At 73.1% G+C, this 18,640-nt stretch carries 20 protein-coding genes; 9 read left to right on the top strand and 11 right to left on the bottom strand.

Annotated features, from left to right (window positions below; genetic code table 11):
• Window positions 1-204: 204 nt before the first annotated feature.
• On the top strand, window positions 205-849 hold the full coding sequence (locus AB0C96_RS18995) for a TetR/AcrR family transcriptional regulator (protein ID WP_362918799.1): 645 nt from the start codon (window positions 205-207) through the stop codon (window positions 847-849).
• A gap of 46 nt (window positions 850-895) precedes the next feature.
• Here AB0C96_RS18995 and AB0C96_RS18990 read toward each other — a convergent pair whose 3' ends face one another.
• Window positions 896-1,900, bottom strand: a complete 1,005-nt coding sequence (locus AB0C96_RS18990; RefSeq protein ID WP_362918798.1) for an SDR family NAD(P)-dependent oxidoreductase — start codon at window positions 1,898-1,900, stop codon at window positions 896-898.
• On the bottom strand, window positions 1,897-3,063 hold the full coding sequence (locus AB0C96_RS18985) for a UDP-N-acetylglucosamine--N-acetylmuramyl-(pentapeptide) pyrophosphoryl-undecaprenol N-acetylglucosamine transferase (RefSeq protein ID WP_362918797.1): 1,167 nt from the start codon (window positions 3,061-3,063) through the stop codon (window positions 1,897-1,899). The genes AB0C96_RS18990 and AB0C96_RS18985 overlap by 4 nt, the downstream gene beginning before the upstream one ends.
• A gap of 57 nt (window positions 3,064-3,120) precedes the next feature.
• Here AB0C96_RS18985 and AB0C96_RS18980 point away from each other — a divergent pair, with 57 nt between their 5' ends.
• Complete coding sequence (locus AB0C96_RS18980; protein ID WP_362918796.1) at window positions 3,121-3,855, top strand: response regulator transcription factor; 735 nt, start codon at window positions 3,121-3,123, stop codon at window positions 3,853-3,855.
• The gene (locus tag AB0C96_RS18975) at window positions 3,852-5,258 is read left to right on the top strand and encodes a HAMP domain-containing sensor histidine kinase (RefSeq protein ID WP_362918795.1); all 1,407 of its coding nucleotides are present in this window, start codon (window positions 3,852-3,854) and stop codon (window positions 5,256-5,258) included. Before AB0C96_RS18980 ends, AB0C96_RS18975 begins: the two co-directional genes overlap by 4 nt.
• A 73-nt stretch (window positions 5,259-5,331) precedes the next feature.
• Here the strand turns inward: AB0C96_RS18975 and AB0C96_RS18970 are convergent, their stop codons facing one another.
• The 4 genes from AB0C96_RS18970 to AB0C96_RS18955 form a co-directional block, all read right to left on the bottom strand.
• The gene (locus AB0C96_RS18970; RefSeq protein WP_362918794.1) at window positions 5,332-7,032 is read right to left on the bottom strand and encodes a methylmalonyl-CoA mutase family protein; all 1,701 of its coding nucleotides are present in this window, start codon (window positions 7,030-7,032) and stop codon (window positions 5,332-5,334) included.
• A gap of 193 nt (window positions 7,033-7,225) precedes the next feature.
• On the bottom strand, window positions 7,226-7,558 hold the full coding sequence (locus AB0C96_RS18965) for a DUF3817 domain-containing protein (RefSeq protein ID WP_362918793.1): 333 nt from the start codon (window positions 7,556-7,558) through the stop codon (window positions 7,226-7,228).
• Window positions 7,559-7,644: 86 nt separating this feature from the next.
• Entirely contained in the window at window positions 7,645-8,154 is a 510-nt protein-coding gene (locus tag AB0C96_RS18960; protein WP_362918792.1) for a MarR family transcriptional regulator, read from the bottom strand.
• 43 nt (window positions 8,155-8,197) lie between these two features.
• Window positions 8,198-9,559 carry an MFS transporter gene (locus AB0C96_RS18955; protein WP_362918791.1) on the bottom strand — a complete coding sequence of 454 codons (1,362 nt, stop codon included), beginning with the start codon at window positions 9,557-9,559 and terminating at the stop codon, window positions 8,198-8,200.
• Between the two features lie 80 nt (window positions 9,560-9,639).
• Here AB0C96_RS18955 and AB0C96_RS18950 point away from each other — a divergent pair, with 80 nt between their 5' ends.
• Window positions 9,640-10,626 carry a DUF5937 family protein gene (locus AB0C96_RS18950; protein WP_362918790.1) on the top strand — a complete coding sequence of 329 codons (987 nt, stop codon included), beginning with the start codon at window positions 9,640-9,642 and terminating at the stop codon, window positions 10,624-10,626.
• A 10-nt stretch (window positions 10,627-10,636) separates the two neighbouring features.
• Here the strand turns inward: AB0C96_RS18950 and AB0C96_RS18945 are convergent, their stop codons facing one another.
• Together AB0C96_RS18945 and AB0C96_RS18940 are read right to left on the bottom strand one after the other, a co-directional pair.
• Window positions 10,637-10,942, bottom strand: a complete 306-nt coding sequence (locus AB0C96_RS18945; RefSeq protein WP_362918789.1) for an MTH1187 family thiamine-binding protein — start codon at window positions 10,940-10,942, stop codon at window positions 10,637-10,639.
• The gene (locus tag AB0C96_RS18940; protein WP_362918788.1) at window positions 10,939-11,289 is read right to left on the bottom strand and encodes a DUF3817 domain-containing protein; all 351 of its coding nucleotides are present in this window, start codon (window positions 11,287-11,289) and stop codon (window positions 10,939-10,941) included. The genes AB0C96_RS18945 and AB0C96_RS18940 overlap by 4 nt, the downstream gene beginning before the upstream one ends.
• A 206-nt stretch (window positions 11,290-11,495) precedes the next feature.
• On the opposite strand from AB0C96_RS18940, the gene AB0C96_RS18935 reads away from it, so the two are divergent.
• The 4 genes from AB0C96_RS18935 to AB0C96_RS18920 all read left to right on the top strand — a co-directional run bounded on the left by AB0C96_RS18935 (window position 11,496) and on the right by AB0C96_RS18920 (window position 14,166).
• Complete coding sequence (locus AB0C96_RS18935) at window positions 11,496-12,134, top strand: AIM24 family protein (protein ID WP_362918787.1); 639 nt, start codon at window positions 11,496-11,498, stop codon at window positions 12,132-12,134.
• Window positions 12,134-12,784, top strand: a complete 651-nt coding sequence (locus AB0C96_RS18930; protein WP_362918786.1) for an AIM24 family protein — start codon at window positions 12,134-12,136, stop codon at window positions 12,782-12,784. Before AB0C96_RS18935 ends, AB0C96_RS18930 begins: the two co-directional genes overlap by 1 nt.
• Window positions 12,781-13,554: an AIM24 family protein gene (locus AB0C96_RS18925; protein ID WP_362918785.1), complete on the top strand. Its 774-nt coding sequence runs from the start codon at window positions 12,781-12,783 to the stop codon at window positions 13,552-13,554. Before AB0C96_RS18930 ends, AB0C96_RS18925 begins: the two co-directional genes overlap by 4 nt.
• 135 nt (window positions 13,555-13,689) lie before the next feature.
• Entirely contained in the window at window positions 13,690-14,166 is a 477-nt protein-coding gene (locus AB0C96_RS18920; RefSeq protein ID WP_362918784.1) for a MarR family transcriptional regulator, read from the top strand.
• Window positions 14,167-14,437: 271 nt separating this feature from the next.
• Here the strand turns inward: AB0C96_RS18920 and AB0C96_RS18915 are convergent, their stop codons facing one another.
• Window positions 14,438-16,033 (bottom strand): HAMP domain-containing sensor histidine kinase, encoded by a 1,596-nt coding sequence (locus AB0C96_RS18915; RefSeq protein ID WP_362918783.1) that lies wholly within the window; start codon window positions 16,031-16,033, stop codon window positions 14,438-14,440.
• 13 nt (window positions 16,034-16,046) lie between these two features.
• Entirely contained in the window at window positions 16,047-16,763 is a 717-nt protein-coding gene (locus AB0C96_RS18910) for a response regulator transcription factor (protein ID WP_362918782.1), read from the bottom strand.
• 134 nt (window positions 16,764-16,897) lie between these two features.
• On the opposite strand from AB0C96_RS18910, the gene AB0C96_RS18905 reads away from it, so the two are divergent.
• Window positions 16,898-17,554 (top strand): PepSY domain-containing protein, encoded by a 657-nt coding sequence (locus AB0C96_RS18905; protein ID WP_362918781.1) that lies wholly within the window; start codon window positions 16,898-16,900, stop codon window positions 17,552-17,554.
• 73 nt (window positions 17,555-17,627) lie between these two features.
• Here the strand turns inward: AB0C96_RS18905 and meaB are convergent, their stop codons facing one another.
• A complete protein-coding gene (meaB, locus tag AB0C96_RS18900) occupies window positions 17,628-18,587 on the bottom strand; it encodes a methylmalonyl Co-A mutase-associated GTPase MeaB (protein WP_362918780.1) in 960 nt (319 codons plus the stop codon).
• Window positions 18,588-18,640: the final 53 nt, after the last annotated feature.

Here is an 18,640-nt window from a genome sequence, read left to right as displayed (position 1 = left end):
GGCGCGGTGATCGGTACTGCGAGGGCCCCGAGGGGCCGTGGTCGGTGGCCATGGGTCCCCACCCACGGCCTGTGGTCGTCGCTTTTACGCTACGACCCGTAGCGTAACTCGGTGTCTCCCCCGCGCGACAACCGGTTCCCGCCCGACACGGAGTGATCTCCCTCACGGGCGGCACCCGCCGTACTCGCCGGTATGGTCGCCCGCATGCACCACTCCGCCAGCCCCCGGAAAGGCCGCACGGGCCGCCCGCGCAGCGCCGAGACCGATCATGCGATCCTCTGCGCCACCCGTGCCGCGCTCGTCGACGTGGGCTGGGGGCGGCTGACCATGAGCGAGGTGGCGGCCCGCGCGGGGGTCGCCAAGACCACCCTCTACCGCCGCTGGGCCAACAAGAACGAGCTGGTGGTGGACGCCGTGGCGGTCCTCTTCGACGAGCTCGAACTCCCCGACCGGGGCAGTCTGCGGGCCGACATCGAGGGCGTGGTGCTCCAGTTCGGCGCACTGCTGGCCCGACCGGAGACCAAGACGGCGCTGATGGCGGTGGTCGCCGAGTCCACCACCGACGAGGCGCTGCGCGAACGGATCCGCTCGGCGATCGTCGACCGCCAGAAGCGGCTGGTGCTGCTGGGGCGCTCGCGGGCCCAGGCGCGCGGTGAGCTGCCACCGGACGCCCCCGGCACGGACGGCGAGCGGGCCGCCACCCGCAACATGGACCTGATCTTCGATGTGATCGCCGGCGCGATCGTGCACCGTACCCTGGTCAGCGGCGAACCCGTGGACACCGACTGGGGCCGGGACTTCACCGCCCTCTTCCTCACCGGCCTGGCCGGTCTGGGGGACCCGACCTGACGTGGCGCGGGGCCCGGGCGCACGACCGCCCGGGCCCCGGCGCGGCTCAGACCTGGTACCGGTCGGGCGCGAAGAGGTGCAGATGCTCCGCGACCCACGCCGACGTCCGCTTCAGGCCGTCCTCCAGCGAGACCTCGGGCCGCCACGACGCCCACTCCCGCGCCCGGGAGTTGTCCGACAGCAGCCGCTCCACCTCGCTGCCCGAGGGCCGCAGCCGCGCCGGGTCGACGACCACCTCCGCGTCCCGGCCCGAGGCGGCTATCAGCGCCTCGGCGAGCGCCCCGATGGCGATCTCCCGCCCGCTGCCGAGGTTGACGACCTGCCCCAGCGCCCGGTCGCAGTCGGCCATCGCCAGGAAGCCGGCCGCGGTGTCCGTGACGTGGGTGAAGTCCCGGGTCGGGGTGAGCGAGCCCAGCTTGATCTGCCGGGCGCCGGCGTGGAGTTGGGCCAGAATGGTGGGGATCACGGCGCGCGCGGACTGCCGGGGCCCGTAGGTGTTGAACGGCCGGACGACCGTCACCGGCAGCTCGAACGCGTGCCAGTGCGACAGCGCCATCATGTCCGCGCCGATCTTCGAGGCGGAGTACGGCGACTGCGGTTGCAGCGGGTGGTCCTCGGCGATCGGCGCGGTCAGCGCGGTCCCGTAGACCTCGCTGGTGGAGGTGTGCACCAGCCGCCGCACGGCGTGCCGGCGGCAGGCCTCCGCGACGTTCTCGGTACCCACCACGTTCGTCTGCACATAGGCGCCCGGCGAGTCGTAGCTGTACGGGATCCCGATCAGCGCGGCCAGGTGGAAGACCGTGTCGCAGCCCGCGACCGCGTCCGCCACCCGCCCCGCGTCCCGGACGTCCCCGGCGAGCATCTCGACCTCACCGCCCGGCCGCAGGTAGCGCGCCAGGTTGCCCTTCTCCGCGTACGGCTTGTAGTGCACGAAGGCACGCACCTCGGCGCCGGCCTCGACCAGCAGGTCGACCAGGGTCGAGCCGATGAAACCCTCGGCCCCGGTGACCAGGACCCGGCGGCCCGCCCACGCTTGTGTGTTGTTGCTCATGCTGACTCCTTCAGGTGTGTGTGCAGGTGGTTGGCGAGTGGGTGGCCGGCCAGCGACAGCGCCTTGGCGGCCAGCAGATCGGCGGCCCGGGCATGGGTGCCGGGGTCGGCGGCCGCGCCCATCGCGGCGAGCCGGCCGGGATCCGCGAGCAGCGGGCCGACCAGCGCCTCCAACCGCTCGGCCGAGGTCTCCGCGTCGGGCAGCAGCACCGCCGCCCCGGCGTCGGAGAGCACCCGTGCGTTGTGCGTCTGGTGGTCGCCGGGCGCATGCGGATACGGCACCAGGACCGCCGGCATCCCGATCGTGGCGAGCTCGGCGACGGTCGCCGAACCGGCCCGGCACACCACCAGATCGGCGGCGGCGTAGGCCAGGTCCATCCGGTCCAGGTACGGCACGGCCTCGGCCACCGCCGCCCCGCCGTTGGCGGCCAGCAGCGCCCGGGTCTCCTCCAGGGCCGCGGGGCCGGTCTTGATCAGCAGCCGCAGGTCCGACCGCGACCGGTAGCGGGCGGCCAGTCCCACCGCCGCCGCGGTCAGCCGGGCGGCGCCCAGGCTCCCGCCGTTGACCAGCAGCAGCTTGGCGCCGTCCGGGACGCCCAGCGCCTGCCGGGCCGCCGGCCGCAGGGCCGGGCGGTCCAACTCGGCCAGCGGACCGACCAGCGGCATCCCCACCGTCTCGGCCCGTTCACCGCCGACCAGGTGCTCCCGGCTGCGGTCGAAGGCGAGGGCGAGGTGCGGGGTGAGCCGGGCGGCGAACTTGTTGGCCCGCCCGGGCACCGCGTTGGACTCGTGGATCAGGCTCGGCAGCCCGGCCAGCCGCGCCCCGACGATCACCGGGGCACTGGGGTAGCCGCCCATGCCGACCGCGACCTGGGCCCGCTGCTCCCGGAGGATCGCCCGGCACTGGGCACCCGACTTCAGCAGTGCGGCCGGCAGCAGATAGCGTCGGGCGCCGAGCGAGGGGTCGAAGGGGATCATGTCGACGGTGTGCAGCCGGTATCCGGCCCGCGGGATCAACCGCGTCTCCAGACCGCGTTCGGTCCCGACGAAGGAGATCACCGCATCGGGCACGGCCCGGCGGAGCGCGTCGGCGAGGGCGAGTCCGGGATAGATGTGGCCGCCGGTGCCGCCCGCACCGATCACGACCGAGAGTGGTGTGCGCATGGCCGCCACGCTCGCGATACGCACTAAGAACGTTCTAAGACAGGTGTTTGGCAGCCTATGTCCATGCCGCTCTCCAAGCCGCCCGCGCCGGGAACCACCCCGGCCCCCAGAATCCTCGTCGTGGACGACGAACCGGAGGTCCGCGCCGCCGTGGAGGACGGCCTCGCCGTGGAGGGGTACGCGGTACGCGGCGCCGCCGACGGCCTGGCCGCCCTCTCCGAGATCGCCGCCTGGCAGCCGGACGCCGTCGTACTGGACGTGATGATGCCCGTCCTGGACGGCCTGGCCGTCTGCCGCCGGCTGCGCGCCCTGGACGACCGCACCCCCATCCTCGTGCTGACCGCGCTGGACTCGGTCAGCGACCGGGTGGACGGGCTCGACGCCGGCGCCGACGACTACCTGGTCAAGCCGTTCGCCCTGGACGAGCTGGTGGCCCGGATCCGGGCCCTGCTGCGGCGCGCCTCGCTCAGCGCCGTCGAGGACACCAGCCTCGGCTTCGACGACCTGGTCGTCGATCCGGTGACCCGCAGCGGCCACCGGGCCGGCCGCCCGGTGGAGTTCAGCCGCACCGAATGGGCGCTGCTGGAGCTGCTGTTGCTGCACCCGGGCCAGGTGCTGCCGCGCGAGATGATCCTGGAGCGGGTCTGGGGCCGCGACTTCGGCCCGGACTCCAACTCCCTCGCGGTGTACATCGGTTACCTCCGCCGGAAGCTGGAGGCGGGCGGCGAGCCCCGGCTCGTCCACACCGTGCACGGCATCGGCTACCGCCTGGACCACGCGGAGGGCCGGTGACCGGCACCCGCGGCCTGGGCGCCCGCTGGCGCCGCCGCCGGCCCCTGCGCACCCGCCTCGCGCTGGCCGCCTCCGCCGCGGTGACGGTGGTGGCGCTCGGCGTCTGCGCCGCCGCCTTCGCCATCATCCGCTACCAGTTGGTCCGTCAGCTCGAACTCAACCTGGCACAGACGTCCATCCAGCTCACCCAGCACACCCGCAACTGGGGCCCGACCGTGAGCGACGCGTCCTGCAAGTTCCAGGCCGTCACCTGTGTCCAGATCGTCTCCGCCGACCCGTCGAAGGACCCGCGCGGCGGCTACCGCGTCCTGCCGGTCGGCGCGGCCACCCGCGCGGTCGCCGCCGGCCGGCAGACCCCGTACTACAGCACGCTCACGGTCGCCGGGCAGCCCGTCCTGATGTACACCACCCACCGGCCCGGCCGGCACGAGGCACTCCAGGTGGCGCTCCGCTCGGACACCGTCGAGCGCGGCGTACGGCACGCCGCCTGGGCGCTGTCCGCGGTCGGCGCCATCGGCATCCTGCTGGCCGCCGCACTCGGCTACTGGGTCTCCCGGACGGGCCTGGCCCCGGTCGCCCGGCTGACCGCCACCGCGGAGCGGATCGCCGCCACCCGCGACCCCCGCCACCGCATCGCCCTGCCCGCCGGACCGCCCGGCCGCGAGGACGAGGTCACCCGCCTCGCCACCACCTTCAACACCATGCTCGGCGCGCTCGAACAGTCCGTCACCGCCCAGCGCCGGCTGGTCGCCGACGCCTCCCACGAGCTGCGCACCCCGCTGACCGCGCTGCGCACCAACGCCGAACTCCTGGCCCGCGCCGACCGGCTGACCGACGCCCAGCGCGACCGCGCCGCCGCGGCCCTGGGCCGTCAGCTGCGCGAGGTCACCACCCTGGTCAACGACCTCATCGAGCTGGCCCGCGACGAGGAGCCCCAGCCGCTGGTCGAACAGGTACGCCCGGCGGCCCTCCTGGAGCACGCGGTGGGCGCGGCCCGCGGACACTGGCCGGAGATCGCCTTCACCGCCGCCGTCGACCCGGCCGCCGCCGAGGTGGCCGTCCCGGGCGTCCCGGCCCGGCTCACCCGGCTGCTGACCAACCTCCTCGACAACGCCGCCAAGTTCTCCCCGCCCGGCGGTCCGGTGGACACCGAACTCACCGTCGCCCCGGACGCCCTGGAGCTGACCGTCCGCGACCACGGCCCCGGCATCGCGGCCGAAGACCTCCCCCACGTCTTCGACCGCTTCTACCGCGCCGAGTCCGCCCGTGCCCTCCCCGGCTCCGGCCTGGGCCTCGCCATGGCCCGCCAGATCGCCCGCGCCCACGGCGCCGACCTCACCGCGGAACGGGCACCGGGCGGCGGTGCGCTGTTCCGGCTGCGGATGCCGACGCCGCGGCCGTAGGGCGGGGCGGGACGCCGTACCGCTCGGCGCGGCCGCCGGCGGGCAGCGGCTGTTCCCTTCGCGTTCCTTCGCGTCAGAAGCCCGCCGGCTCCGTGTAGACCCCCCACTCGTCGCGCAGCACCCCGCAGATCTCGCCCAGGGTCGCCTCGGCGCGGACGGCCTCCAGCATCGGCTCGATCATGTTGCCGCCGTTGCGGGCCGCGGTGAGCATGTCGTCCAGTGCGGTGCGTACCCGGGCGTCGTCGCGGGCCGCCTTGCGGGCCGCCAGGACCCGGACCTGCTCCCGTTCGACCTCGTGGCTGACCCGCAGGATCTCCAGGTCGCCGGTGACCGAGCCCTCGTGGCAGTTGACGCCGACGACCTTCTTCTCGCCCTTCTCCAGGGCCTGTTGGTACTGGAAGGCGGACTCGGCGATCTCGCCGGTGAACCAGCCGTCCTCGATGCCGCGCAGGATGCCGGAGGTGATCGGGCCGATCGGGTGCCGGCCGTCGCGCACCGCCCGGGTGCCGCGCTCCTTGATCTGGTCGAAGATCTTCTCGGCGTCCGCCTCGATGCGGTCCGTCAGCTGCTCGACGAACCACGAACCGCCCAGCGGGTCCGCGACGTTGGCGACGCCGGTCTCCTCCATCAGCACCTGCTGGGTGCGCAGGGCGATCTCCGCGGCCTGCTCGCTGGGCAGGGCGAGGGTCTCGTCCAGGGCGTTGGTGTGCAGGGAGTTGGTGCCGCCCAGGACGGCCGCCAGGGCCTCGACGGCGGTCCGTACGACGTTGTTGTACGGCTGCTGGGCGGTCAGCGAGACGCCCGCGGTCTGGGTGTGGAACCGCAGCCACTGCGCCTTCTCGCTCGTCGCGCCGTACACGTCGCGCATCCAGCGGGCCCAGATCCTGCGCGCCGCCCGGAACTTGGCGATCTCCTCGAAGAAGTCGACATGGGCGTCGAAGAAGAAGGACAGGCCCGGCGCGAAGGTGTTGACGTCCAGGCCGCGGCTGAGCCCCAGTTCGACGTACCCGAAGCCGTCCGCCAGGGTGTACGCGAGCTCCTGCGCGGCGGTGGCCCCCGCTTCGCGAATGTGGTAGCCGGAGACCGACAGCGGCTTGTACGCGGGGATGCCCTGCGCACAGTGCTCCATCAGGTCGCCGATGAGGCGCAGGTGCGGCTCGGGCTGGAAGAGCCACTCCTTCTGGGCGATGTACTCCTTGAAGATGTCCGTCTGGAGCGTGCCGTTGAGGACGGACGGGTCGACGCCCTGCCGCTCGGCGGCGACGAGGTACATGCAGAAGACCGGGACGGCGGGGCCGCTGATCGTCATGGAGGTCGTCACGTCACCGAGCGGGATGTCCTTGAAGAGGACCTCCATGTCGGCGGCCGAGTCGATGGCGACGCCGCAGTGCCCGACCTCGCCGAGCGAGCGCGGGTCGTCGGAGTCGCGGCCCATGAGGGTCGGCATGTCGAAGGCGACGGAGAGGCCGCCCCCGCCCGCCTTCAGGATCATCTTGTAGCGCTCGTTGGTCTGCTCGGCGTTGCCGAAGCCGGCGAACTGGCGGATCGTCCAGGTCCGCCCCCGGTAGCCGGTCGGATGAAGACCCCGGGTGAACGGGTACTCGCCCGGCCAGCCGATCCGCTCGAAGCCCTCGTACGCGTCCCCGGGCCGGGGACCGTACACCGGGTCGACGGGATCGCCCGAGAGCGTGGTGAAGTCCGCGTCCCGCTTGCGGGCCGCGTCGTACCGGGCCTGCCAGCGAAGGCGCCCCTTCTCGATCGCGTCAGCGTCCATACCCCCGAATTTACTAGGACGTCCTAGTACTTGTCGACGGGAGAACGCCGGTGACGCGCGAGTGTCACGGTGGGTAGCGGGGCCGCCGGAGCCGTCCGGGCGGCGCGCCGGCCCGTCCGGGCAACGCAAACGCGCCCGTCCCCAGGAGGGACGGGCGCGTGGGAGCAGGGGGGCGACGGCCGCCGGGCCGTCGTCAGACCTTGACCGGCTCCGGAGCGTCACCGGCGATCAGCGGCTCGACCTCCCGCACGACCTGGCGCTCCACGAAGAACGCCGCGGTGGGGATCGTGCCGGACACCAGCACCCACAGCAGCTTGCCGAACGGCCACTTGGCCTTGGAGCCCAGGTCGAAGGCGAAGACCAGGTAGATGATGTAGAGCACGCCGTGGATCTGCGAGACGACCAGGGTGAGGTCCTTGCCCATCCCGAAGCCGTACTTGAAAACCATGCACGTGCAGAGCACCAGCAGCATCACGGCGGTGATGTAGGCCATCGCCCGGTAACGGGTCAGGACGCTTCGCTTCATGCCCCAGAGCGTAACCACCCGTTCCGGGGCGATCTTCACCGCCCCCCGCGGGTGTCGGACGGCCCCGCGAAGGCCGGGTCGCCCCGCTACATGTCCTTGAAATCCTCGGCCGCCACCCGCAGCGGCCGCAGCATCGCGAAGATCTCCGCACACTCCTCGTCGTCGTACGCGCCCAGCCCGAAGTCCATCGCCATCAGGTCGCGGGTCGCGGCGTCGCACACCTCGCGCCCCTTCTCGGTGATCGAGGCGAGGGTGCCCCGCCCGTCGTTGGGGTTGGGCCGCTTGGCGACGAGCCCGGACCTCACCAGCCGGTCGACGGTGTTCGTCACCGACGTGGGGTGCACCATCAGCCGCTCGCCGATCTTCGACATCGGCAGCTCACCGGCCTTGGAGAAGGTCAGCAGCACCAGCGCCTCGTAGCGCGCGAAGGTCAGCCCGTACGGCTTGACCACGGCGTCCACCTCGGAGAGCAGGATCTGATGGGCGCGCATGATCGAGGTGATCGCGGCCATCGAGGGCACGGCACCCCACCGCTGCCGCCAGAGCTCGTCGGCGCGGGCGATGGGATCGAAAGCAAGGCTGAGCGGCTTCGACACGCCTTTGACCCTACCCGGCGGTCATATTGTGGTCAGCCGTGTCTCATTTTTCGGTCGCCACGGGTCCACCGGGCGCGCCCCGGCCGGCCCTCGGTGCGGTGCCGGCCGGCGCCCGGTGGCCGCCCCGGGTGCGCCGCACCTCGGCGATCACCGCCAGGACGCACACCGCCCCCACCACCCCGCCCGCCGGCATCACGACCCGCAGCGGCACCCACTCCGCCGCGATGCCGGCCGCGCCCATCGCCAGGCCCATCAGCGTCATCCGCCCGGCCTGCGTCAGCGTCATCGCCCGTCCCAGCTGCTGCTCGGGGATCGCGGCGACCAACCACCGGTCGACACCGAAGTTGTACGCGATGCCGGTGCCGGTCAGCACCAGCAGCAACATCGCCCAGCCGAGCGAGGGCTCGGCGGCGAAGCCGAGGGAGGGCAGCACCGCGAAGACGCCCAGGGGGAAGGTGAGCCGGCTCCGGCCCCGCGGGCCGAGGAACGAGCCGACCAGGCCCTCCGCGAGCACCGCGCCGACGGGCATGCTGCACATCAGCAGCCCCGCGCCGGCCGGGCCGACGCCGAGCCGGTCGGCGTAGGGGACCAGCAGCGCCTCCGGGATGACGACGAACGTCGGCGGCAGCCAGGTCAGCAGCAGCAGCGCCCGTACCCGGCGGTCGGCCCACAGCCGCCGGACGCCGCCCAACGAGTCACCCAGCAGCGCCCCCGGCGCCTGACCGCGGGCCCCGTCGCGCGCCGGCCGGGCCCGGGTCCCCAGCCACAGCAGCAGGCCCGAGGCGGTGAAGGTCGCGGCGGTGAGGGCGAGCACCGCGGTCGGGGACGCCACGGCCAGCAGCAGGCCGCCGGCCCCGAAGCCGGCCAGCTGCGCGCTCTGGTTGACGATGCGGATCACCGAGCGGCCCAGGACGAACAGGTCGCCCTCCCCGAGGACGTCCCCCAGCGTCGCGGCACGGGTACCGGCGAAGACCGGCGCGACGGCGGCGATGACACAGCGCAGGGCGAGCAGCACGGCGACCGGCGTGCCCGGCACGAGAAGCCCCGCGGCGGCCAGCGCGCACAGCGCGTCGCAGCCGACCAGCACCCGGCGGGCCGGGTAGCGGTCGGCGACCGCGGACAGCAGCGTCCCGCCGACGACGTACGGCAACAGCCCCAGCGCGAACGTCAGGGCGCTCAGCAACGGCGAGTCGGTCAGCCGGAAGACCAGGACGGACAGTGCGATCTCGCAGACGACCACGCCGAGGGAGGAGAGCAGGTGCGCGACGAAGACATACCGGAACTCGGGGACGGCGAAGACGGCTCGGTAGCCGGCGGCGCGGTCCGGTCCGGCGTCGACGGCACCCCCCGGATCGGGGCAGGCGGACGTATGGCCCGGCGGTACGGGCCCGGCGGTCGAGGACATGGCGGCAGCCTGTCTGGTGCCGCGTCCGCCCCGTAGTCTTTCGGTTGCAGCCGAATCCTGGGGGAGGAGGGCCCGCGCCCATGCCGCTGCATCTGCACTTCGGCGCCGACGACCTGCTCCGCATCCGGTTCGCCGTCTCGCCGCTGTGCGAGACCCATGAGGCGGTACGGACCCTGCGGCGCGCCGATCGGCACGGCTACCACACCCCGTGGCTGCGGCGGATGCGCACGGCGCTGGCGGGCCTGGACCTCTCGCCGCTGTGGCTGTTCATGCCGTCGCCGTCGCCCGGGTACACACCGGACTTCCTGGGCCGCCCGCCGGACACCCCGATGGCCGACTTCGACGAGGAGCTGGCGCGGCTGCGCGCCACCGACCCGGCGCTGGCCCGGGCCGAGATGGCCAAGTCGTTGGCGTGCACGCCGGGGGCGCTGGAGTCGGAGCGGGGCCGTGCGGCGCTGGCCGACCCGGCGCGCGCGATCCACGAACTGGCCGACACCACCGAGCGGGCCTGGCGGGCGCTGCTCGCGCCGGACTGGCCGCGGCTGCGGGCGCTGTTGGAGGCCGAGATCGCCTACCGGTCGCACCAGTTGGCGGGCGGCGGGTTGCAGCGGCTGTTCGCCGATCTGCATCCGCGGGTGTCCTGGTCGGGCGACACGCTCACGGTGCGCACGCGGATCGACTTCGTCCAGATGCAGGACCTGGAGGGCCGCGGGGTGCTGCTGCTGCCGAGCGTCTTCGTGTGGCCGGACGTGGTGAGCGGCTTCGATCCGCCGTGGCAGCCGACCGTGATCTATCCGGCGCGCGGGATCGGCGGCCTGTGGACCGAGCCGGAGGCGGGACCGGCTCTGACCCGGCTGCTCGGGGCGAACCGCGCCGCCGTCCTGGCCGCACTGGACGCACCGTCGACCACGACGGCGCTGGCAAGCCGCCTGGGGCTGGCACCGTCGTCCGTCTCGGCGCACCTGTCCGTGCTGCGCGACGCCGGTCTGCTGACCCCGCGCCGGCACGGACATCAGGTGTTCTACGAGCGGACCCCGTTGGGGATCGCCCTGACGGCGGGCGGCTGACCCACCGGGCTCAGGCGGCACCGCCCTCGGCGAGGTGGCGCTCGACGGTCGCCACCTTCGACGTCAGTCCGTCCGTGACGCCGGGGCGGATATCGGCCTTGAGGACGAGCGAGACCCGTCCGCAGCGCGCCTCGACGGCGGCGACGGCGCGCTTGACGACGTCCATGACCTCGTCCCACTCGCCCTCGATCGAGGTGAACATCGCGTCGGTACGGTTGGGCAGGCCCGACTCGCGGACGACCCGGACCGCGTCGGCGACGTACGCGCCGACGTCCTCACCGACGCCCAGCGGGCTCACCGAGAAGGCGACGATCATGCGTTCACGACCCCTTCCCGGCGGGCGCGGGCCGCGATCACCCCGGCCTCTTCCTCGCGCTTGAGGACCCGGTCCCCGTAGAGGCCGCCGAACGGCACGATCGCCAGCAGGAAGAAGAAGGCCACGCGCTTGAAGGGCCACTTGGTGCGGTTCCACACGTCCAGCAGCAGCACGACGTAGGTGATGAAGAGCAGGCCGTGGATCAGGCCGAGGGGCATCACCAGGGCGTCGTAGTCGAAGGCCAGGCGGAAGCCGGTGCCGAAGATCAGCAGGGCGGGGAAGGAAATCGCCTCCGGGATGGATGCCAGGCGCAGGCGGTGCAGGGCAGCGGCGGTCTTGATGTCCACGGGAAGGAACCTCGTTCGGGTGGCGGGCGAGGAGCGCGCTTGTGCAAGTGTTCACAAGCTGCGTCCCATTGTTACAGCCGCTCCGGCGCGCACCGCGCCGGGGGGAGGTGAGGGTGGTCACCCCGCCGGGCCTCCGGCAGATCTCGGGGTGGCGTCAGGGTCGAAGGAACTGCCCCGCACGGCCCGCGCCGACTACCGTCTGACGCGTGGCTCAGTTTCGGCTCCAGGGGAGCAAGGTGCTCGCCGTCGACATGACGGGCGACGCCGTCAAGGCGAAAAACGGTGCGATGGTCGCGTACGACGGCCAGATGTCGTTCAAGAAGATGACCGGCGGCGGCGAGGGCCTGCGCGGCATGGTGACCCGGCGACTGACGGGGGAACAGATGGCCGTGATGGAGGTGAAGGGCCACGGCACCTGCTACTTCGCGGACCGCGCCAGCGAGATCAACCTGGTGGAGCTGCGCGGCGAGAAGCTCTACGTGGAGGCCAGCAATCTGCTGTGCACGGACGCGGCGCTGCGGACCGGTACGACGTTCACCGGCCTGCGCGGCGCCTCGCAGGGCAACGGCCTGTTCACGACGACGGTCGAGGGCAGCGGGCAGGCGGCGATCACCTCCGACGGCCCGGCGGTGGTGCTGCGGGTCACCAAGCAGTACCCGCTCCAGGTCGACCCGGGCGCGTACGTGGCGCACACCGGCGACCTCAAGCAGCACTTCCAGTCCGGGGTGAACTTCCGCACCTTCCTCGGGGAGGGCTCCGGCGAGGCCTTCCAGATCCGCTTCGAGGGCGAGGGCCTGGTCTACGTCCAGCCCAGCGAGCGCAACACCGTGGGCGGTGAGGTCTGATGCCGTTCACGGCACTCAACTCCCGCATGGTGGAGGCCAGGATCGGGCCGGGCCAGCGGATGTTCAGCCAGCGCGGGGCGATGCTCGCCTACCGCGGCGACGTGCACTTCACCCCGAACATCCAGGGCGGCCAGGGCGGTATCGGCTCGATGATCGGCCGCCGGATCGCCGGCGAGGCGACGCCCTTGATGACGGTGGAGGGCAGCGGCACGGTCATGTTCGGCCACGGCGGCCACCACGTCCACGTCGTCGACCTGACGGGCGAGACGCTGTACGTCGAGGCCGACCGGCTGCTGGCCTTCGACGGTTCGCTGGAGCAGGGCACGATGTTCATGGGCGCGCAGGGCGGGGTGATGGGCATGGTGCGCGGCCAGGTCACCGGCCAGGGCCTGTTCACCACCACACTCAAGGGCGTCGGCTCGGCCGCGGTGATGGCGCACGGCGGCGTCATCGAGCTGCCGATCACGCCGCAGGGCCCGGTGCACGTCGACCCGCAGGCCTACGTGGCCCACCGCGGCGACGTCCGCAACAAACTGTCCACCGCGCTCGGCTGGCGCGACATGGTCGGTCGCGGCTCGGGCGAGGCCTTCCAGCTGGAGCTGTCGGGTCAGGGCACCGTCTACGTACAGGCGTCGGAGGAGAAGCTGTGACCGGTCCCGTCGTCCACGACGTCTACTCGCTCCCCACCAACGACAACGTCAATCCCTACGCCTTCAGCGTCGACCTGAACGGCCAGTGGTTCCTCCAGAAGGGGAAGATGATCGCCTACTACGGGCGGATCGACTTCCACGGCATCGGGCACGGCCGGCTGGACCGGCTGATCGCGGGAAGTTTCCATTCGCCACTGCACGCCGCGGACTGGGTCGTCGCCGAGGGCCAGGGAAAGATGCTGCTCGCGGACCGCGCCTTCGACGTGAATTCCTATGATCTCGATGAGGGCAACCTCACGATTCGCTCGGGCAACTTGCTCGCGTTTCAGCCATCTCTGTCGCTGAAGCAGTCGATCATCCCGGGCTTCCTCACCCTCATCGGGACGGGCACGTTCGTCGCCGCCTCCAACGGCCCGGTGGTCTTCATGGAGCCACCGATCCGGGTGGATCCCCAGGCGCTCGTCGGCTGGGCGGACTGCCCCTCCCCGTGCCACCACTACGACCACCAGTACCTGCGGGGATTCCTGGGCGGGCTGCGGGCGCACACCGGAATCGGCGGGGCGTCCGGCGAGGAGCACCAGTTCGAGTTCGTCGGCGCCGGCACGGTGCTGTTGCAGTCGTCGGAGCAGTTGATGCCGGAGCTGGCGACCGGTGCGGTGGTCACGGAGGAGGGCGTTCCGGGCGGGGGCGGACACGTCCCGCAAAGTGGCTCACAACTGCCCCAGCTACCCGGCAACCTCGGGAGCCTCCAGCGCCGCTTCGGGCTGTGAGCGGTAGTCTGCGGACGGTGACCTCGAACGTCTGACCAACACCGACGCCCGATCGGCGGGGCCACCGCCTCCGCGACCCGACGACCCCTCAGCGCAATTAATTCATTTTTCAACTTTTACGGATAGAATTCATCCATGACGACCGACAGCGACACCCCCTGGCTGACCGACCAGGAGCAGCGTGCCTGGCGCACCCATCTGGACGTCAGCAGGCTGCTGATGCACCAATTGGAGCGCGATCTCCAGCCGTTCGGCCTGACGAACAACGACTACGAGATCCTGGTCAACCTCTCCGAGGCCGAGGACCACCGGCTCCGGATGAGCGACCTGGCAGCCAGCACCCTGCAGTCCAAGAGCCGTCTCTCCCACCAGATCACGCGCATGGAGAACGCCGGTCTGGTGCGTCGCGAGAGCTGCGAGTCGGACCGTCGTGGCCTCTACGCCGTCCTGACGGACGAGGGCTGGGACACCATGCGCCGGGTCGCCCCGCACCACGTCGCCTCGGTCCGCAAGCACTTCATCGACCTCTTCGCCGCCGAGGACCTCGAAGCGCTCCGCACCTCGCTCACCCCGGTGGCCGAGCACCTGCGGGCCCACCGCGGCGGCCTCTGACCCGGCCCTGCCCATGGGGCAGACCGTAGGGGGCAACGGACCGTAGGGGGCGACGAACCGTAGGGGCGACGAACCATAGGGGCAACGGCCCGTAGGGGGCAGGCGAACACATCCCGTAGGGGATGCGAGCGCCCCCTACGGGGCCACAACCGGCCGAGGCCAGGCGGAATTCCCGTTGGCTCACCGCGATCGGCCGGACGGGACATCCGGACGGGACATCGCGCCGCGGCCCCGCACCGGGACCGCGGCACCCAGCGGCACCAGCACCAGCTCAACCGGCCACCGGCAGCCGCAACTCGAACACCGCGCCCTCCCCCACTGCGCCCTCCCCTACCGGGCCTTCGCCTACCGGCCCTTCCCCCACCGGGCCCTCCCCTACCGGGCCTTCCCGTACCGGTCCCTCCCGTACGGCCAGCGAACCGCCGTGCCGCACCGCGACGTCCCGGGCGATGGCCAGCCCCAGCCCGGCCCCGCCGTCGTCCCGCGCCCGGGCGTCGTCGAGCCGTACGAACCGCTCGAAGATCCGCTCCCGCTCGCCCTCCGGCACCCCGGGCCCGTCGTCCTCGACCCGCAGCACCGCCCACTCCCCCACGCGCACCACGGTCACCCGCACCGACGAGGCCGCATGCCGCTGCGCATTGTCCAGCAGATTGCCCAGCACCCGGCCCAACTGGCTCCGGGACCCGGCCACTTCCAGGCCCGCCGGCTCGGCCAGCCGCACCGGGACCCGGTCTCCGGTCCGCTGCGAGACCTCCTCGCGCACCAGCGCCGCCAGGTCGACACGGGCGTCGGCCGGCCGTTCCCCCGCGTCCAGCCGGGCCAGGAGCAGCAGATCCGCCGCCAGCCGCTGCAACCGCACGGTGTCCGCCACCGCGCCGGGCACGTCCAGCAACTCCGGGTGCGCCACGCCCACTTCGAGCTGGGTGCGCAGACTCGCCAGGGGGCTGCGCAGTTCGTGCGAGGCGTCCGCGACGAACCGCCGCTGCCGTTCGACGCTCGCCTCCAGCGCGCCGAGCGTCTCATTGGTGGTACGGGCCAGCCGGGCGATCTCGTCCCGCGCCGCCGGCTCCGGCACCCGCCGCGACAGGTCCGTACTGGCCGTGATCGCCGCCATCTCCGCCCGGATCCCCTCCACCGGCCGCAGCGCCCGCCGGGTCACCAGCCAGGTCACCGCCGCCACCACCACGAGCAGCAGCGGCAGCCCGATCAGCATGGCGTCGCGCACCGACCCGACGGCCGCGCGCTCCGGCGCCAGCGCCGAGCCGGCCCGCACCATGGCCCGCTCCCCCCGGCCGCCCTTCGCCCCGACCACCGCGAACCGGTAGTCGGCCACGGTGCCGTCCACGTCCGCGGTCCCGTCGTGGTGGTCCACGTCGTCGTCGACCTCACCGGGCCGGGGGCCGGCCGCGTCGTCCTCGTCGCCGCCGCGGTCGCCGCCCCGGTCGTCGGGGCGTTCGTCGGGGCGTTCGTCGGGGCGGTCGTCGGGGCGGTCGTCTGCGCAGTCGCCGACGCGGTCGTCGCCGTCGTCGCCGTCCGGGAGCACCGGCCCGGCGTTCCCCGGTCGCGCCGTCCGCACCGGCTTCCCGTCGACGGCGCGTACGTCGTCACCCACCGCCAGCACCCGGCCGTGAGCGTCAGTGACCACCACCGGATGCTCATCGCCGTCCGGCAGGTCGAGCCGGGCGTAGGGCGTCCCCGTGGCGATCTGCGCGGCGACCTCGCGCGCCGCCACCTCCGCCTGCAAGCCCGCCTGCTCCTGGAGATTGCCCCGCAGCACCAGCAACACTGCGGTACCCGCCGCGATCAGCGCCAGCGCCACCACCACGGTCGCCCCGGCCGCGGCCCTGGCCCGTACCGAACCCGGCACGCCGGGGCGCGCCCTACCCACCGGCCACCAGCCGGTACCCCGCGCCGCGCACCGTCACGATGTGCTCCGCACCGAGCTTGCGCCGCAGCGCGCTCACATAGACCTCGATGATGTTGACGTCGCCCTCGTAGGCGAAGTCCCAGACGTGTTCCAGGATCTCGGCCTTGGAGACCACCTCGCCCGGCCGCACCGCCAGTTGCTCCAGCACGGCGAACTCCTTGGCGGTCAGCGCCACTTCGACACCGTCCCGCTCGACCCGGCGGGCCCCCTGGTCGACGGCGAGCGGCCCCACCCGGAGCACCGGCGGCGCACTCCGCCCGCGGCGCCGCAGCAGGGCCTTCACCCGTGCCACCAGCACCACGTACGCGAACGGCTTGGTCAGGTAGTCGTCGGCCCCGGTGTCCAGGCCCTCGGCCTCGTCGTACTCGCCGTCCTTGGCGGTCAGCATCAGGATCGGCACGTCGTTGCCGGCCGCGCGCAACGTCCCGCAGACGCGGTAGCCGTTCATGCCCGGCAGCATGATGTCGAGCACGACCAGGTCGTAGCCGCCCGCACCCGCCCGGCGCAGCCCCTCCCGGCCGTCGTGCACCACGTCGACCGCGTACCCCTCGGCCGTCAGGCCCCTGGCCAGCGACAGGGCCAGCCGCTTCTCGTCCTCCACGATCAACAGGCGAAAGGGGCGGCCCGCAGGGCGGGACGGGTGGTGAGGGTGGGTGTCGGGTGGGCGCATGACAGTACCTTCGCAGGCCGAACCTGAAGGATTCTTCAGCCCCTTCAGCTTCCCTTCAGCCTCGGTCGGTCACGGTGTGGACACAGCGTTCGCACCACGCTGGCACCGCCAGCCGACCACAGGGGAGACACCACATGAAGCGCCACCTCGTCATCGCCACCGCCGCCGCGGCCGCGCTGATCGCCGGCACCGCCGTCACCGCCGTCGCGGTCGGCGGCGACGCCCCCCAGGGCGGACGGGCCGGCGTCCAACCGCGGGCCGCGGGCGACCACGACCGGGGCGACCGCGGCCAGGTGCGCGACACGGAGGACGCCCGGGAGGCCGCCGCCGCCCGGGTGACCGCGCCCGAGGCCGCGGCCGCCGCCCTGAAGGCCGTCCCCGGCACCGTGACCGGCCTCGATCTGGACCGGGACCGCCCCGGTCTGGTCTGGGACGCCGACGTGCTGGGCAAGGACGGCGCCCGGCACGAGGTCACCCTGGACGCGCGCACCGGACGGGTTCTGGACCGGCACACCGACCGCGGGGACGACGACGATCACGCCCGCGAGCGGGCCGCCCTGTCGTCCGCCCGCACCGACGCCGCGGGGGCCGCCCGGAAGGCCGCGGCACACGGCACGGTGACCTCCGTCGAGCTGGACGGCGACCACCGGGCCAGGGCCGTGTGGGAGGTCGAGACCGTCACCAGGGACGGCAGGGAGCACGCACTGCTGGTCGACCCGCAGTCCGGCGCGCTGACCGCCGCCCCGGCCCGTGACGCGGACGACGACGACAACGACGGCACGGACGACTGAGGCACGACGGACGGCTGAGGCACGACGACCGGCCGGGGGCCGCGCGAGCGGCCCCCGTGCCCCGGAGGGGTCCTCACCCCCCGTTCGTCAGGCCGTCCACCAGCTCGTCCGCCGCCCGGTACGGGTCCGTCTCGCCGGCGACGATGCGCTCGGCGAGGGCGTCCAGCCGGCGGTCACCGCTGAGGTCGCCGATCCGGGCCCGCAGCGCGGTCACCGCGATCGTCTCGACCTCGTGGGCCGCCCGGGCGCGCCGGCGCTCGGCCAGCACGCCGTGCTCCTCCATCCAGGCCCGGTGCTTCTCCAGGGCCTCGACGACCTCGCCGATGCCCTCGCCGCGGGCCGCGACCGTCTTCACGATCGGCGGGCGCCAGTCACCCGGGGCCCGGGACTCGCCCAGCCCCAGCATGTGGTTGAGCTCCCGGGCGGTGGCGTCCGCCCCGTCCCGGTCCGCCTTGTTCACGACGTAGACGTCGCCGATCTCCAGGATGCCGGCCTTGGCGGCCTGGATCCCGTCGCCCATCCCCGGTGCGAGCAGCACGACGCTGGTGTCCGCCTGCGAGGCGATCTCCACCTCGGACTGCCCGACGCCGACCGTCTCGACGAGGATCACCTCGCACCCGGCCCCGTCCAGGACGCGGATCGCCTGCGGCGCCGCCCAGGCCAGCCCGCCCAGGTGACCCCGGGTGGCCATGGAGCGGATGTAGACGCCGGGGTCGGAAGCGTGCTCGCTCATCCGCACCCGGTCGCCGAGCAGCGCACCGCCGGAGAACGGCGAGGACGGGTCGACGGCGAGCACGCCGACCCGTTTGCCCGCCTTGCGGTACGCCGTCACCAGGGCGGAGGTGGTGGTGGACTTTCCTACGCCGGGCGAGCCGGTGAGGCCGACCACATAGGCGTTGCCGGTGAGTGGCGCCAGCGCGGCCATCACCTCGCGGAGCTCCGGTGCCGCCCCCTCCACGAGGGAGATCAGCCGTGCCACCGCCCTCGGCCGGCCCTCCCGGGCCTGCTCCACCAGCTGGGGGACGTCCACCATTGCTGCCCGTCTCCTTCGGCTCACTCGTCAGCGCCCGGCCCGCCCGGGACGCG

The organism is Streptomyces sp. NPDC048506 (genome assembly GCF_040651315.1).
Lineage (GTDB): Bacteria > Actinomycetota > Actinomycetes > Streptomycetales > Streptomycetaceae > Streptomyces.
Note: the sequence above shows the minus strand (reverse complement) of the source record. Positions and strands in the feature narration are given on the sequence as shown.

Coding starts and splice junctions, on each gene's coding strand:
- AB0C96_RS18955 (WP_362918791.1), bottom strand. CDS start 9,559: ATGTCCTCGACCGCCGGGCCCGTACCGCCGGGCCATACGTCCGCCTGC.
- AB0C96_RS18985 (WP_362918797.1), bottom strand. CDS start 3,063: ATGCGCACACCACTCTCGGTCGTGATCGGTGCGGGCGGCACCGGCGGC.
- AB0C96_RS18990 (WP_362918798.1), bottom strand. CDS start 1,900: ATGAGCAACAACACACAAGCGTGGGCGGGCCGCCGGGTCCTGGTCACC.
- meaB (WP_362918780.1), bottom strand. CDS start 18,587: ATGGTGGACGTCCCCCAGCTGGTGGAGCAGGCCCGGGAGGGCCGGCCG.
- AB0C96_RS18980 (WP_362918796.1), top strand. CDS start 3,121: ATGTCCATGCCGCTCTCCAAGCCGCCCGCGCCGGGAACCACCCCGGCC.
- AB0C96_RS18950 (WP_362918790.1), top strand. CDS start 9,640: ATGCCGCTGCATCTGCACTTCGGCGCCGACGACCTGCTCCGCATCCGG.
- AB0C96_RS18905 (WP_362918781.1), top strand. CDS start 16,898: ATGAAGCGCCACCTCGTCATCGCCACCGCCGCCGCGGCCGCGCTGATC.
- AB0C96_RS18945 (WP_362918789.1), bottom strand. CDS start 10,942: ATGATCGTCGCCTTCTCGGTGAGCCCGCTGGGCGTCGGTGAGGACGTC.
- AB0C96_RS18930 (WP_362918786.1), top strand. CDS start 12,134: ATGCCGTTCACGGCACTCAACTCCCGCATGGTGGAGGCCAGGATCGGG.
- AB0C96_RS18920 (WP_362918784.1), top strand. CDS start 13,690: ATGACGACCGACAGCGACACCCCCTGGCTGACCGACCAGGAGCAGCGT.
- AB0C96_RS18965 (WP_362918793.1), bottom strand. CDS start 7,558: ATGAAGCGAAGCGTCCTGACCCGTTACCGGGCGATGGCCTACATCACC.
- AB0C96_RS18910 (WP_362918782.1), bottom strand. CDS start 16,763: ATGCGCCCACCCGACACCCACCCTCACCACCCGTCCCGCCCTGCGGGC.
- AB0C96_RS18970 (WP_362918794.1), bottom strand. CDS start 7,032: ATGGACGCTGACGCGATCGAGAAGGGGCGCCTTCGCTGGCAGGCCCGG.
- AB0C96_RS18995 (WP_362918799.1), top strand. CDS start 205: ATGCACCACTCCGCCAGCCCCCGGAAAGGCCGCACGGGCCGCCCGCGC.